Genomic DNA, 15688 nt, shown 5'->3' with positions numbered 1-15688 from the left:
GATAAGTGATAAATGAAAATCTACGATACTAAAGATGTACTAATGGATATTTTAGTAACAAGAAGGAAGTAGGGTATCTAATGCAAGAAATAATCCAATTAAAAAACATAAATTTTACTTATACAGAAGAAGATTTGCGTCCTGCCTTAAAAGATGTTTCTTTCTCCATTAACAAGGGAGAATGGATTGCGATTATCGGGCCAAATGGATCCGGTAAATCTACTTTAGCAAAAACCATCAATGGTTTAGTAGAAGCGAAATCAGGGGAAGTCATTATTGGTGGAACGACTTTATCGGAAGAAACCGTATGGGAAATCCGTCGAAAAGTAGGAATGGTTTTCCAGAATCCAGATAATCAGTTTGTTGGTTCTACTGTTCAAGATGATATTGCTTTTGGTTTAGAAAATATTGGGGTTCCACGCGAAGAAATGATTGAGCGTGTGCTCGCTTCTGTAGAAGCTGTTAATATGACTGGTTTCATAGACAAAGAACCTGCTCGTCTTTCTGGCGGTCAAAAACAACGTGTCGCAATTGCAGGAATCATCGCTCTGGCACCAGACATTATTATTTTGGATGAAGCGACGACCATGCTGGATCCAAAAGGTCGCCGTGAAGTGATTGAGACGATTCAACGCATTAAAAAAGAACAGAATTTAACAGTGATTTCGATTACTCATGATATCGATGAAGCTGCAAAAGCGAATCGGATTTTTGTGATGGAAGCTGGAGAATTAAAACAAATCGGTACGCCTGAAGAAATATTTGCGGTAGGAGCAGATATTATCGCAATGGGACTGGATATTCCTTTCCCAGAGAAATTAAAATATCAATTGAAACGTCAAGGACTGGAAGTACCGGAAGAATATTTGACTGAAGAAGGGATGGTGGATTGGCTATGGACATTATATTCCAAGATGTAGGCTTTGCCTATTCAGCTGGGACACCATTTGAGAGTCGTGCATTGTATGATGTAAGTTTGCAGATACCAGATGGCTCTTACACTGCTTTGATTGGGCATACAGGAAGTGGAAAATCGACCGTTACTCAGCATTTAAATGCATTGTTAAAACCTACTGAAGGTTCCGTAACAATTGGCGACCGTATCATTACCAAAGAGACAAGTAATAAGAATTTAAAGTTTTTGCGTAAAAAAGTAGGAATTGTTTTTCAATTTCCTGAATCACAGTTGTTTGAAGAAACAATTGCCAAAGATATTGCTTTTGGACCTATGAACTTTGGAGTTTCTGAAGAAGAAGCGATGAATATGGTTCGGAAAGTTTTACCGTTAGTGGGATTGGATGAAACCTTCATGGAGCGCTCACCATTTGATCTGTCAGGTGGCCAGATGCGACGTGTAGCGATCGCAGGAGTGCTCGCAATGAATCCGGAAGTATTGGTTTTGGATGAGCCTACTGCTGGTCTAGACCCCGCAGGACGCCGGGAGATTATGAATATGTTTTATCGTCTCCATAAAGAAGAGAATATTTCAATCGTATTAGTAACCCATCAAATGGATGACGTGGCATCTTATGCGGATCATGTGATTATTATGGAAAAAGGAACGGTGGTAAAAATGGGACTGCCGGAAGAAATTTTCTTAGACGAACAATGGCTGCAAGAAAAACAACTAGGCTTGCCGGCATCTTTGCAGTTTATGCAGAGATTCAGCAAAAAAACAGGAATTGACTTTGGTGATATACGGCCGCTTGGTACTGAAAGGCTTGCTGAAGTAATTATTTCCAAGCTAAAAGAGAAGGAAGAAGGTGCTCTGGATGCTTGATAAGTTATTATTCGGACGTTATATCCAAGGCGATTCATTTATCCATAAGATGGACCCCCGTGCGAAATTAATCGGTGCCTTTTATTTCATCGTTATCATCTTTTTAGCAAATAACTGGGAAACCTATCTCGCAATGACGCTCTTTACGTTTTTATGTGTTTATTTATCGGGGATTTCCTTGAAAGTATTCCTTAACGGAGTGAAGCCCCTCATTTGGTTGATTGCTTTTACCGTTGTCCTGCAGATTCTATTTACAACAGGCGGTGAGACATATTTCAGCTGGGGAATTATTAATATTACTTCTTTCGGTTTATTAAATGGTGCTTTTATTTTTATGCGGTTTGTGCTGATTATTTTTATGTCGACACTGCTTACATTGACAACTATGCCATTATCATTAACAGATGCAATCGAAACCTTGCTGGGACCATTGAAAAAATGGAAAATGCCTGTGCACGAAATTGCGTTGATGTTATCAATCGCCTTGCGTTTTGTGCCAACCTTGATGGATGAAGCAACGAAAATCATGAACGCTCAACGTGCAAGAGGGGTAGACTTTGGAGAAGGAAATATTATCCAGCAAATGAAAGCTGTGACTCCCATCTTAGTTCCTCTTTTTGTCAGCTCTTTTAACCGGGCAGACGAATTGGCGAATGCCATGGAAGCACGCGGCTACCAAGGTGGCGAAGGAAGAACCAAATACCGCCAATTGAAATGGCAGACACGAGATACCATTTCGATGATTGGGTTTGTGGTATTAACAGCACTATTAATTCTCTTGAGAAATTAATTTTAAAAGGTCCAGCACAACATGTACTGGACCTTTTCTAATGGAATAGGATATATCAGGTAAAGAAGGACTTAAATTTCCCTCGTTTCCTTGATAAACGAGGGATATCAAGCAAAGAAAGGCTTAATACTTGCAGCTTTCCTTGATAAACGGATATTATCAGGTAAAGTTGGCTGAAAAAAGCTTGTCTTTCCCTGATAAGTATCATGATTTATTTTTTCGAGACCAAAGAATTTCCTAAGAGGAGGGAAAGAATGTCGACACAACGATATAAGTGTATGATTCAGTATGATGGAACGAATTATGTTGGTTATCAAATTCAAAAGAATGGAATCAGTGTGCAGGAAGTGATTCAAAAAGCGCTGAAGAAAATGTTTAAAGGGCAAAAAATACTGATTGAGGCCTCTGGACGAACGGATTCCGGCGTACATGCACTAGGTCAAGTGATTCATTTTGAATGTCCAGCAAATATCGAACCCATTCATTTACAAAGAGCTTTGAACAGTTTATTACCAGCTGATATTTCGATCAAGCATACAGAACGTGTATCCGATGAATTTCATTCACGCTTCCATGCAAAAGGGAAAAAGTATATGTACCGTGTAGATTTAAATCGATTCGCTGATCCGTTCAAACGCCTGTATACTTTACACCATCCTTATCGAATCGATTTAGTTAAACTGCAACAAGCATTGGATAAATTGGTAGGGGAGCATGATTTCACAAGTTTTTGTTCTACAAAAACGATTAAAGAAGACAAAGTGCGCACCGTTTATCAAGCGAAATATGAAATGGATGAAGAAAAAAATGAATTAGTTTTTACTTTTGTGGGAAATGGTTTCTTGTATAATATGGTACGGATTTTTGTTGGAACCTGTCTGCAAATTGCGGATGGCTTAAAAGAGCCCGAGGAAATTGACCGCCTTTTTGAAGTAAAGGACCGCAATGAAGCAGGGCCGACTGCTTCAGGAAAAGGTCTCTATCTGGTCGAAGTGTATTATGATAATCAATTTTTGGAAAAATTAGAAAAGCGGACAAGTCCGCCTTGGCCTATGAAAAAATAGGAAATTTGACCCTGAATTGTCAGGAGACTTCACGCTTCAGCGGGTTAGTCGAATGATATGCGTTAGCGAGCAGCGAAGCGCGCAATGGGGCAAATTTATCTTTTTTTCATTAGGTCATGACTTGGGAGCTAGACACGGATGGCTGAACTTATCATTCCCTAGTCTATTAGATAACCGCTAAGAATGTTAGAAAACAATCTTAGCGGTTTTTTGTGGATTTGTTTATATTATCGTTGGAAAGTGTTGATAAGTATTTTTAAATGTGGTACCTTCATTTGGAAGGGTTTTCTAAAAAGTTAAATGGAGGAAAACAGTTATGAAAATTATTCTGGCAGGCGATTCTACAGTTGCAAATTGTCCTGAACATGAAGCCCCTATGGCAGGATGGGGGCAGTATTTATCTGCTTATCTAGAAGAAGATGTCCAAGTAAATAACATTGCTAAGGGAGGATCTACTACGGTTTCTTTTAGAGAAGAAGGCAGATGGGAAACTGTTTGCGGTCTTATTGAGGAAAATGATATTGTCTGCATTCAATTTGGACATAACGACCAGAAACCAGAAAAGAAAATTTACAGCCAAGATTTTTACCGAAATCTAAGTAAGATGGTCCTAGATGTGAAAGACAGAAAAGGGCAGCCCATACTTTTAACACCGCCCGAGCGCAATAATTTTTTTCGTAATCAACTCTTTCCAACTTTGGAAAAAGAGGCAACTATTATTCAAAAAGTAGCAGAAGAAAATCAAATGCCTTGTATCCAACTGCACCATTATACAAAAAGATGTTATCAGGAAAATGGCGAAGAGAAAAACAGGGATTATTTTATGTGGACGATGCCGGGAGAATTTGCAAATTATCCACAGGGTTATCAAGACAATACTCACTTCAAGGAATCAGGTGCCCGATTGATTGCTGAGTGGGTTGCCCAAGAATTAAAGAAATACTTGCACGAATAACGATAGGAGCGATAGAGTTGTTAAGAGATATTTACTATGGAGCAGCCCTATATCCAGAATTATGGAAATGGGAGACTGTTAAAAAAGACATCAGCGAAATGAAAAAAATAGGCATGAATACAGCGAGAATTGGCGAATTTGCATGGTCTACATTCGAGCCTAAAAAAGATCAGTTTGATTTCACAATACTTGAAGATACATTGAAAGAATTAGAAAAGCAAAACATGTATGCCATTCTTTGTACACCAACTATGACGCCGCCGATTTGGCTGACAGCCGGCGAAACGAACATGATGCACCAAACAAACGAAGGTTTGACGTTTATTCATGGTGCTCGCCAACATGTATGTACGAATAATCCGTTTTTCCGTGATCGTGCAAGAGTTTATGCTGAAAAACTGGCGGAATTCTTGAAAGATTACGACAACGTGATTGCGGTTCAACTGGATAATGAATTTAAAGCACATGTTGGTCCTTGTTACTGTAATAATTGTAAGAATGAGTGGCATAAGTGGCTTGAAAAAGAATATCAGGATATCCAGTTGTTGAATGAAAAATGGACGACAAAGATTTGGAGCCAGGAATATACGAGTTTCGATCAAGTTGTTATCCCTAAAAAAACTGCTTTCTTACATAATCTTTCTTTAGAAGAAGCCTATACACGTTTTACACATGATTTAATCAATGATTTTGCCAAAGACCAAGCCGACACCATTCGTCAAATATTGCCAATACCGATTACTCATAATTCTTCTTTTGCATTTGACTTGGATAATGTGGGCTTGTTTGAAAATTTAGATTTTGTTTCTTTCGATACCTATGTGGATACTCCGACAGCCTTCGTAATGAACAGCTCTTACTGGCCAAACATAAAAAAAGACGTTGCTGCCCATATTTTAATGGAGACAAGCACATCTTATCCTGGTCATATTAAAGAGTATCGCAAAATCCATCCAAAAGGCTTTGTAGAAGCGGAAAGCTTTATTACTTATGCATCAGAAGGAAAAGGCTTTTTATTTTGGCCATTCCGCCAACAAAAAGGCGGCATCGAGCAGCCGCATGGTTCCGTAGTGAGCAGTTGGGGAGAACCTACCATTGGCTATCAAGCAAGTCAAAACATCGGAGAACTTCTAAGTAAAACAAAAGACTTATTACTTAAATCAAGAGCCATTCAACCAGAAATTGCAGTCATCTATTCCGATCGCGCGAAATCTTTCTTAAATAAAGAAAACGGCGGTGCTCTGGATTATCGAAAAGCATTGACGGATTATTTTGACTACTTTGTAAAAAATGGACAACGGGCAAGTTTGTATAATGAAAAAAGTTCTTTTGATCAATTAAAATTACTTTGCACGCCTTTCATGCATCACATTTCAGATTCATTCAGAAATCGAGCGCTCGAATTTGTTGAAAAGGGCGGTATTTGGCTGATTGGTCCGATGTCGGGAGACCGCACAGAGGAACACCAGTGGTATACGGATACTGGCTTAGGGAAGCTGGGGCGTATATTGAATGTTGAAGGGATGATGCAGTTTCCTTCTATGGAGACTGAAATAAAGGCTAAATTTGAAGGACAAACAATATTCTTGCGAAATATGGTTACGGCTGTGAGTGGCGCAGCAGGAGCGAAAGTACTAGGTAAGATTGATAGTGATGAGTTTGGTGAAGGGTTGGCATTCTTATTCGAAAAACAAGTAGGAAAAGGAAAGATTGTTTTTATTGGTGCAGACCTTGTGGATGCTGAAGAACAATCACTCAATCATCTTGTTATTCAAAAATATGTGGAAGAACTATCACTGAAGCACGAGGCAGTTCAGACGGGGGCAAGCGTCTTGGACTTTGAAAGACGAGATGAAGACGGTACAATTCAACATTGGCTTGTTAACTTTTCAGGTGAAGAAAGCAATTTTGTTTTAGAAAAAGAGATGGTTGATATAATAAGTGGTCAACCATTCGGCAAAGGCAAGCACACTGCTTCACCCTATAAATACTATGTTTTTATAGACTAGGGGATTATAAGTTCAGCCATCAATGTCTAGCTTCCAAGTCCTGACCTAGTGAAAAAAAGATAAATTTGCCCCATTGCGCGCTTCGCTGCTCGCTAACGCATATCATTCGACTAACACGCTGAAGCGTGAAGTCTCCTGACAATTCAGGGTCAAATTTCCTATTTTTTCATAGGTCAAGGCGGACTTGTCCGCTTTTCTTATAGATAGATAACCATATAAAAAAACCATCACTTCTAAGTCTAAACAACTTGAGGGTGATGGTTTTCGTATAGGGTGTAATTAGATTTTTATTCATGTAGAAGGAGGATCATTTTATTGAGTAGCGTATTTTTTATAAAGTTTATTCTTAATAAAGAGGAGGAAGAATAGAGCGACTATGACAATAACATTTAAATAGAATCCTAAATAATTAGGCAGCAGCTGAATAAGCAATGCTAATACAACCAAGTTCACAATATCAACGCCTAAAAATGGTAACTTCTCATTACTAAAAATAAATAAAATCATGCTACATAAACCAATAAGTAACCACCAGATGGATGATGTTTCCGGATTTTGCATGGCACCAAACAACGAGCTGCATCCTAGAAAATAGGCAACAAGATTAAAATTATTTTCGAACACAAGAATCCCTCTTTTGCTTAAAATTTTCTTTAAATAATCATAACATGAAAAAACAATAATTTTCCAAAATAGTCATATATGAATAAAATCAAACGCTCAATTCGTCAGGTGTTTTATTTTGATTTAATTTTGTAAATTTTAATGGGGTAATTCCGATGTGTTTTTTGAATACAAGATTGAAGTATTCTGGATTATTTTCATATCCCACCATCTTAGCAACTTCATAAACTTTATAGTTTTCGATCAATAATTTCTTGGACATCTCAATGCGATACTCTGTCAGTTTTGTATTGAATTTCTTACCTACTCGATGAGAGTATTCTCTGCCTAGATATTCAGAATTGAAGAATAGAATATTCTTAGAAATCCATAGCAAGGATAAATCAGGATTCATGTAGTGTTCTTCAATAATTTGATTAATTTTCGAAGCTAAATCATTAGCTGAAGTATTGGCGATCTTCTCCAATTCAATTTGTTCAATAATCGTTTCAATTTGCTTGCGGACATCTTGGTAATAAACGGCCAGAGAGATGTTTTTATTAATTTCCGTTATTGATTCTATATTTTGTAATTTAAAATGAATAATCAGCTTCGTAATCAATGAATGGCTTTCTGCTAACACAATTTTTTTGGGCTGATTCAATTCTTTATTCTCGGTGAAGAATTGATTCAAGAGTTCTTTTGAATGAGTGATGTCTTTGGTCTCAATCAGATGAATCATTTTTCCAAGAAAAGAATCAAAGCGTCTCTTATATTTATTTTCATCTAAGTAGTTATGATGGTTGATTTCTAAGACATGAAATTCAGGATAGTAAAATTGCAAGTTCAACATTTTCTCTCCTTGAGCGGTTATTTCTTTTAAAGAAGTCATATCCACATCATGTTTGTATAATAGCAGACCTTCCTCCGCAGTCAATTGATTTATAAATGTTGTTACTTGACTATAAGTATCTGGATGATGAATTAAGTAATAGCTGTAGGCATGGATGGTTCCAGAAATAAGTTCTTGTTCCGGAAAGTAATTTTTAAATTGCGAATCAAAAATATCGGTATGCATGGTGTCAATCATGAACCAGCTGAATGTATTGTCGATCTTAGGCTTTTCTTGGCTGTTGCTAGTCAAGTAATGGTTCAATTGGTCTGCTGTAAACAGCGAATGAACTTTTTTTGATCTTTCGGATGCTTCCACAACATGTTCAAGCGCTTTTGTTAGCTCAAGAGGGTTAACGGGCTTTTGAAAAATAAACTTAACACCTAATTCCATGGCTTGCTTTGCGTATTTAAATGTACCAAAGCCAGTTACAATAATCATTTGTATAGAAGAGTTGATGTTATTGATTCTACTGATCAGTTCCAGACCATTTATTTCGGGCATTTGGATATCAGTCACAACGATATCCACGTCATGATTTTCAATATAGGACAAAGCACGTTCACTTGAGTAAAAAATATCGACTACTTCTAAATCTACACAAAATTTTTGAATCAGTTTTGCGATGCTATTTGCAATGAACTGCTCATCGTCAACAACAATAATTTTTTTCAATGTCACACCTCCGTGAAGTCGGCTGGTAGTAGAATAGAGACAATAGTTTCTTGATATGCTACAGATGAAATGTTGAGTTCTGCCTTTTTTCCGTAATACAATTTAATTCTTTCGCGAATGTTTTTGATTCCGACACCGCTTGATTTCCGTTTATCGTGCTGACTATTCAAGAAACCAGGACCATTATCCAAAACAGAAATGCTGATATGCTTTTCATCGAGTGGAATAATAGTTAAAGAAATCGAACAAGCTTGATTCATTTTTTCTAGTCCGTATTTCAGAGAATTTTCGATTAATGGCTGGATAATAAGACGCGGAATAACAAAGTCCGTCATCTTTTCGTCGATATGATAGGAAAAACAAAGTCGTTCACCAAAGCGGAATTTTTGGATCATTAGATACGCATCAATGATCTCGATTTCTTCAGCGATGGTATGCAATGGATTGGTATTGGACAACTTTCTGCGAAACAATGTAGCCAGAGAAGTAACCATATCCGAAATCTCCATTGCTTCTTGATTGACAGCCAACCAATTAATGGAATCAAGTGTATTATATAAAAAGTGCGGATCTAGCTGAGATTGTAATGCTCGAAACTGGATCTCTTGATAGAGGATTTTTGATTGGTAATTTTCTTCGATTAACTGATTTATTTCAGTGATTAAGGCGTCAAAATTCGAATATAGGGCGCCAATTTCATCTGGACGTTCACTCATTGTGGAATCTTTTTCTTCAATGAGCGTCTGGAAATCATTCTTGTCTTTGTCAAAAGAAGACATTTTTTTGGCTAGTTGATTGATTGGACTGACTAAAGAACGAATAAAATGTTGGGACAAAGCAATCATAGAAACTACTAACAAAAAGAATAAGGAAAGAATGATTGTTTCAAGAAGAATAATATTTTGCAGAACTTTATTTTTGGGCAACATACCGGAGATATTCATTTTTCCGTCATTAAACGAACCACTAGCTATAAAATAATCAGTATGACCAATTGTTTCAATGCTATTGTTGACAAATACCGTATTTTCAATAAAGTCCTTCACTATTTTTGGAAGATCATTTTCTAAAGGATAATTTTTTTCCTCATAGCTGATAATAAAATAGTCATCCGAACTGTAAAGACTGGTATTACGGATCGTATTGACAATAAAAGAAGTATCTAATGAAACAATAATAGTCCCCAGTAAATCCAATGTATCAGTAGAAAAAATATTTCGAGCAAGAACTGCCCTCGTTCCATCTTCCGATAAAAACCATTTTCCTTTTTGGGGCTGGTTCCCTAACTGATTAATCATATCGCTAGAAGTAAGACCATCAAAAAAAATAATCGAGGAAAATAGGTTACTCTCTAAGTTCTCTTTTTCTGCATCAAACAAATAAAAACTATTCACATTCTTTTCATAAGAACTTAGCGTATAGACTTCATCCCGAAGCTTTGTTTTCAGCTGAACCTCTTCCTGGAAGGGGAGATTTCCTAAATTGAGTCTTGCCAAAAGAGATTGAATATGGGCATTATCAATGACCTTATAAGTAAAAAATTCCAAGCTGATAAATTCTTCATCAATAGTATCGGCGATTGTTAAAATATTATCTTGATTATTTTTGTATTCTTGTTTGCTAAGTCCTCTAATAAAAATGAAATTGGTTGCAACAACGAACAAAACAAATAGAGAAAAAATAAAATAGAAAAGAAAGTTGAATTTCTTTGAATAAGTCAGCTTTCTCCAATAGTTTGCAAGCCTTGTCATTGTAAAACTCCAAAATCAGGAAAGTCAGCAATGAATTTATTGAATATTTTCCCCTGAAGATAAGCGATTATAGCAATGGGAAGAGAAGCGCCAATAAAAATAAAAAAGGCTGATTTTATAGAAATAATGGTGTAACAACCAATCCCTGTGAAGATAATCGGTAAAAAAGAGAGCGGGTAACGCATAAATAAAAATAGAGACAATTTAAAGCGTTCAATAATCTTCATATAGGGATAAAATAAAAACGATTGTAAAGACATACTATTCATGAAAACTAAGATTACCATAACCGTTAAGTAGAAGATTGGAATAATCCCCGTGACATTCATCAAAGTAATCAAAATTCGGGAACTAAAAAATAGTGAGAGAATTGCAGATAAATAAATGAGCTGCAGCTGGTTTGTTTTTTTGAAAGATTCTTTATAATAAGTAAAAAATATTTTGATTGGGATGTAATCAGCATCTAAATGAAAGCCTTCGAGACTCTTTATCAAAGCAACGGATGCCGGAGCAAAACCAAAAATAACCAGTCCCAGCAGACTAAATAGAAGCCATAAAATATTAAGATAAACAATATTTGTAATTGCAAACAAAAACTTCATTAAAAAACTACGCCATTGAATTGTCATGTATGAATCAATCCTCTTTCTTTTTTATATGGATAAGTGTTGATTGCGCTTACTTTTTGGAGCGAATGAAAGTAAGTGGAGCTTTCCCTACTATTTATTATATTTTATTCTGGATTCATAACAAGGATGAAACAGAATAAAAGTTTCAAAAACTTCAATAACTTGTCAAAAAAGACAAAGAAGTCGATTTTTTCAAATTTTACATCGTTATTTTTCATTCAAGATAAAAGTTGGAAGGGGTATCATATAATTTGTAAGCGCTATAAGAAAAGGAGAGAAAAACATGAAATTATTTAAAAAACTTTGTTTAGGGCTGGCAACTGTCGCTTTAACAACAGCACTTGTCGGATGTGGCAATTCTTCTGCTGACGAATCTGGAACGACTGCAGATGGGAAACAGAAGATTACTTTTGCTTGGTGGGGTTCAGAAACAAGACATAATAATTATATTAAAGCAATTGAGTTATTCGAAGAAGAAAACCCAGATATTGAAGTTGCTTATGAGTTCTCAGCTTGGGATGACTATTGGAAAAAATTAGCAACCAAAGCTGCAGCGGGAGAACTACCTGACGTGATTCAAATGGGCGATTCTTATCTAGGAGAGTATGGAAATAAAAATTTATTGTTAGATTTAACAGATGCAGTTTCAAATGGCATTATCGATACTACAAACTTGCCTGACACAATCATAGATGCAGGGAGTATAGATGGACAAGCATACGCAATTGGGCCAGCTATGAATGCCATGAGTGTAATGGCAAATGACTCATTATTAGAAGAAGCAGGGGTTTCGCTGAATTGGGAAGATTATAGCTATGGAGATTTCACTGGAGCCATTCAAAAAGTCAAGGATGGAAGTGGAGAGTACGGTTTTATTGACGTCATTGATAATTATGTATTAATGCAATATTTCTTCCGTACAAAAGGTGAGGAATTTTACGAATACAATGAAGATGGGAAACCAGAGATTGCTTTCAGCAAAGAATCGGCTCTTGAATTCTTCGAATCAATCGCTAATTTAGCAGAAACAGGAGCAGTTTCGACAGCAGAAGTTGCATCAAACGTAAAATCATTTGAAGAGAATCCATTCGCGTTAGGGGGAGCAGGATTTTACCAAGTATGGCAAAATCAATTTTCTCTAATAAATGATGCTTTAGCAGATGGGATAGAAATCTCATTACATCTACCTTATGGTGCAACGAATTCTAAAGCATTATACTATCGACCAAGTTTCTTTTATTCAGCAGCAAACACAACAAAGAATAGTGAAGCAGCAGCTAAATTGATTGATTTTCTAGTAAACGATGAAGAAGTAGCAAAAGTTATGGGAACAGAAAGAGGTATTCCCGCGAACACTGCCAATTTGGATGTTATCTATGATGAACTAACAGATACAGAAAAAGTAGCAGCCGACTATCTAAATGAAATTGCAGATTATGTAGGAGAACCTTCCGCTGTTCCTCCAATTGGATTTGCGACAATCTCACAAGCAGCTAAAGATGTTTATGCCGAACTGACATACGGAACAATGACACCAGAGGAAGCTTACGATTTCTTGGTAGAAAAAATGGAAGCTTCTTTCGCAGAAAATTATGAATAATGAAAAAGGAAGGAGAGAAAAACATGTTAAAATCATTTAAAAAGTTATCCACTGCAAAACAGGATTTGGTTTCTGGATACTTGTTTATCTCCCCATTCATTATCGGATTTTTAATGTTTATTATTGTTCCAATGACCATTTCACTTTTTATTGCTTTTCATAAGTATGATATGTTGACTCCCGTTAAATTTGTTGGCTGGGACAACTTTAAACAAATATTGTTTAGTGATGATAAATTTAGAACGTCATTGTCTGTAACATTAAAATATGTTGTAATGGCTGTGCCGCTGCGTTTAGCGGTGGCACTGGCTGTTGCTATGTTGATTAATCGCCCATCAAAACTGTCCGGATTATACCGTGTACTATTTTATATTCCATCAGTAATTGGGGGAAGTGTAGCCGTTTCGATAATGTGGAGAAATATTTTTGGAGATACAGGTTTAATTAATGGTGTGTTGGAAGCGATCGGACTCGATCCCATTTACTTCTTCAAACAGCCTTTCACAGCGCTTCTTATTTTAGTCTTATTAGCTGGATGGCAATTTGGTTCTTCTATGTTGGTATTTTTAGGTGGATTAAAGAATATTCCGAATGAACTGTACGAAGCAGCAGAAGTTGATGGCGCAGGAAAATTACGACAATTTTTCAGCATTACATTACCTGTATTGTCGCCAATCATCTTCTTTAACTTAGTTATGCAGACCATTTCCTCATTCTTGACCTTTACACCTGCGTACATTATTTCTAATGGAACAGGTTCTCCCAGAAATGGAACATTGGTATACGCCCTATATATCTACCAACAAGCATTTGGTGAATTTAAGATGGGGTATGCGTCAGCATTAGCTTGGATCTTGATTCTGATTGTCGGACTGATTACATTGCTTCTATTTGTGACATCTAAATACTGGGTATTCTCAGAGAATGGAGAGAAATAGCATATGAAGAAAAATCATGCAAATATTTTATTTAATACGGTCATCCTTCTTGTGGCTCTTTTGATGCTGTATCCCGTTCTTTGGTTAATTTTCAGTTCGTTTAAACCAAACTCTGACATTTTCCAAACAGCAACAGAATTATTCCCGCGTTCATGGACGATTCAAAATTTTGTAGATGGCTTCAACGGAATTGGGGGAATTCCTTTTGTTCAATTTATTATGAATTCATTGCGTATTTCTCTGATTGCGACAGCTGGAGCTGTTGTTTCTTCTGCAGTTATTGCTTATGGCTTTGCTAGAATCCCATTTAAGACAAAAGGCTTCTGGTTCGCTTGTGTATTGGTAACAATGATGATGCCAAGCGAAATTATTATGGTTCCGCAATATCTATGGTTCAATCAATTAGGCTGGATCAATACTATCTTACCTGTAACGGCGCCATACTATTTTGGTCAAGCATTCTTTATTTTTATGATGGTCCAATTTATTCAAGGGATTCCAACTGAACTTGACGAAGCAGCTAAAATGGATGGCTGTGGACGATTCCAAATTTTCTTGCGTGTTATTATTCCATTGTTGAAACCATCTTTAGCAACAACTGCTATTTTCTCATTCTATTGGAGATGGGAAGAGCTGGTAGGCCCAATGCTTTACTTAACAAGACCAGAAAGCTATACTGTCTCTGTTGCCTTGAAGCAATTCTTGGATTCATCAAGTGCATCAAACTGGGGAGCAATGTTCGCTATGTCAGTTGTTTCGCTGACACCAGTACTAATTGTCTTCTTCTTGTTCCAAAAATATATCGTTCAGGGAATCAGTACAACTGGATTGAAATAGTAAAAAACGTTCATTTTTTACTCTGTTTTTAAAGAGAAAAGATGAACGTTTTTTATCCAAAAAAATACGATTTTTATTTGACAAATAGGGTCTGATGGAGTAAGATATAAGACGGTATTGTTTGCCCCACTAATGAGCCCCGGAAACTCAAGATGGATCAAACATTCAGATAAGATATGGAGGAAATAACGTGCGTACAACATACATGGCTAAAGCTAACGAAATCGAACGCAAATGGTACGTGATCGATGCAACTGATATTCCCTTAGGACGAGTATCAACAATTGCAGCATCAATCCTACGCGGAAAAAACAAACCAACCTACACTCCACATGTGGATACAGGTGACTTCGTAATTATTATTAACGCTGACAAAGTAAAATTAACAGGTAAAAAAGCATCAGACAAAATCTATTCTCGCCACTCAGGTTTCATTGGTGGACTAAAACAAGTTTCTGCTGGCGAATTGCGTGAGAAAAATTCTCGTCGTTTGTTAGAGTATTCTATCAAAGGAATGCTTCCTAAAAACTCTTTAGGTGCACAACAATTCAGAAAATTACACGTATATGGTGAAGAAACTCACCCACATGCAGCACAACAACCAGAAGTTTTAGACATCACAAACCTAATTTAAGGAGGGAAATTCATTGGCTCAAGCACAATACATCGGCACTGGTCGCCGTAAAAACTCAACTGCTCGCGTACGTTTAGTACCAGGAACAGGAAAAATCGTCTTCAACAAGAAAGAAATGGAAGAATACATCCCATTCCCTTACTTGTACGAAGTAATTAAACAACCATTAAACATTACAGATACACTAGGAAGCTACGACGTTTACGTAAACGTAAACGGCGGAGGATTCACTGGACAAGCTGGAGCAGCTCGTCACGGAATCTCACGCGCACTATTGTCAGTAGATCCTGACTTCCGTGCACCACTTAAAGAAGCTGGACTTCTAACACGTGACCCACGTATGGTAGAACGTAAAAAACCAGGTCTTAAGAAAGCTCGTAAAGCTTCTCAATTCTCAAAACGTTAATTGCTGGAGCCGTTGCGAATTCATTCGCTTACGGATACAGTATGGGACGGAGATTTCGCAGAAATCGAGTACCATTCAATTATACAGTTCAAGGCACTTTCCAAGAAATTGGAAGGTGTCTTTTT

15 protein-coding genes are annotated in these 15688 nt (G+C 36.8%); 11 read left to right on the top strand and 4 right to left on the bottom strand.

From position 1 onward, the window contains the following. Positions 1–80 precede the first annotated feature (80 nt). The 6 genes from EJN90_RS03415 to EJN90_RS03390 all read left to right on the top strand — a co-directional run bounded on the left by EJN90_RS03415 (position 81) and on the right by EJN90_RS03390 (position 6598). Positions 81–920, top strand: a complete 840-nt coding sequence (locus EJN90_RS03415; RefSeq protein ID WP_126108876.1) for an energy-coupling factor ABC transporter ATP-binding protein — start codon at positions 81–83, stop codon at positions 918–920. Next, positions 896–1780 carry an energy-coupling factor ABC transporter ATP-binding protein gene (locus tag EJN90_RS03410; protein ID WP_126108875.1) on the top strand — a complete coding sequence of 295 codons (885 nt, stop codon included), beginning with the start codon at positions 896–898 and terminating at the stop codon, positions 1778–1780. Before EJN90_RS03415 ends, EJN90_RS03410 begins: the two co-directional genes overlap by 25 nt. Beyond that, a complete protein-coding gene (locus EJN90_RS03405; protein ID WP_126108874.1) occupies positions 1773–2570 on the top strand; it encodes an energy-coupling factor transporter transmembrane component T family protein in 798 nt (265 codons plus the stop codon). The genes EJN90_RS03410 and EJN90_RS03405 overlap by 8 nt, the downstream gene beginning before the upstream one ends. A gap of 254 nt (positions 2571–2824) precedes the next feature. Next, positions 2825–3634 (top strand): tRNA pseudouridine(38-40) synthase TruA, encoded by an 810-nt coding sequence (gene truA, locus EJN90_RS03400; RefSeq protein WP_126108873.1) that lies wholly within the window; start codon positions 2825–2827, stop codon positions 3632–3634. A gap of 316 nt (positions 3635–3950) precedes the next feature. Further along, the gene (locus EJN90_RS03395; RefSeq protein ID WP_126108872.1) at positions 3951–4589 is read left to right on the top strand and encodes a rhamnogalacturonan acetylesterase; all 639 of its coding nucleotides are present in this window, start codon (positions 3951–3953) and stop codon (positions 4587–4589) included. Between the two features lie 17 nt (positions 4590–4606). Continuing rightward, positions 4607–6598: a beta-galactosidase gene (locus tag EJN90_RS03390; RefSeq protein ID WP_164543993.1), complete on the top strand. Its 1992-nt coding sequence runs from the start codon at positions 4607–4609 to the stop codon at positions 6596–6598. A gap of 312 nt (positions 6599–6910) precedes the next feature. On the opposite strand, the gene EJN90_RS03385 is transcribed toward EJN90_RS03390, so the two are convergent. The 4 genes from EJN90_RS03385 to EJN90_RS03370 all read right to left on the bottom strand — a co-directional run bounded on the left by EJN90_RS03385 (position 6911) and on the right by EJN90_RS03370 (position 11148). Continuing rightward, complete coding sequence (locus tag EJN90_RS03385) at positions 6911–7222, bottom strand: hypothetical protein (RefSeq protein ID WP_126108870.1); 312 nt, start codon at positions 7220–7222, stop codon at positions 6911–6913. 88 nt (positions 7223–7310) lie between these two features. Next, entirely contained in the window at positions 7311–8768 is a 1458-nt protein-coding gene (locus EJN90_RS03380) for a response regulator (RefSeq protein ID WP_164543992.1), read from the bottom strand. A 2-nt stretch (positions 8769–8770) separates the two neighbouring features. Continuing rightward, positions 8771–10519: a sensor histidine kinase gene (locus tag EJN90_RS03375; protein WP_126108868.1), complete on the bottom strand. Its 1749-nt coding sequence runs from the start codon at positions 10517–10519 to the stop codon at positions 8771–8773. After that, entirely contained in the window at positions 10516–11148 is a 633-nt protein-coding gene (locus tag EJN90_RS03370; protein ID WP_126108867.1) for a DUF624 domain-containing protein, read from the bottom strand. Before EJN90_RS03370 ends, EJN90_RS03375 begins: the two co-directional genes overlap by 4 nt. Positions 11149–11431: 283 nt before the next feature. Between EJN90_RS03370 and EJN90_RS03365 the strand changes: the two genes are divergently transcribed. From EJN90_RS03365 to rpsI, 5 genes are all read left to right on the top strand, one after another. Beyond that, positions 11432–12748, top strand: coding sequence for an ABC transporter substrate-binding protein (locus EJN90_RS03365; protein ID WP_126108866.1), 1317 nt, complete (start codon positions 11432–11434; stop codon positions 12746–12748). Between the two features lie 23 nt (positions 12749–12771). Then, positions 12772–13686, top strand: a complete 915-nt coding sequence (locus EJN90_RS03360; RefSeq protein WP_227872568.1) for a carbohydrate ABC transporter permease — start codon at positions 12772–12774, stop codon at positions 13684–13686. Positions 13687–13689: 3 nt separating this feature from the next. Next, positions 13690–14523 (top strand): carbohydrate ABC transporter permease, encoded by an 834-nt coding sequence (locus tag EJN90_RS03355; RefSeq protein ID WP_126108864.1) that lies wholly within the window; start codon positions 13690–13692, stop codon positions 14521–14523. A 190-nt stretch (positions 14524–14713) separates the two neighbouring features. Continuing rightward, positions 14714–15157, top strand: coding sequence for a 50S ribosomal protein L13 (gene rplM / locus EJN90_RS03350; RefSeq protein ID WP_126108863.1), 444 nt, complete (start codon positions 14714–14716; stop codon positions 15155–15157). A 13-nt stretch (positions 15158–15170) separates the two neighbouring features. Continuing rightward, the gene (gene rpsI / locus EJN90_RS03345; protein ID WP_126108862.1) at positions 15171–15563 is read left to right on the top strand and encodes a 30S ribosomal protein S9; all 393 of its coding nucleotides are present in this window, start codon (positions 15171–15173) and stop codon (positions 15561–15563) included. The last annotated feature ends 125 nt before the right edge of the window (positions 15564–15688 follow it).

This window comes from Jeotgalibaca ciconiae (assembly GCF_003955755.1).
GTDB classification, from domain to species: Bacteria; Bacillota; Bacilli; order Lactobacillales; family Aerococcaceae; genus Jeotgalibaca; species Jeotgalibaca ciconiae.
Note: the sequence above shows the minus strand (reverse complement) of the source record. Positions and strands in the feature narration are given on the sequence as shown.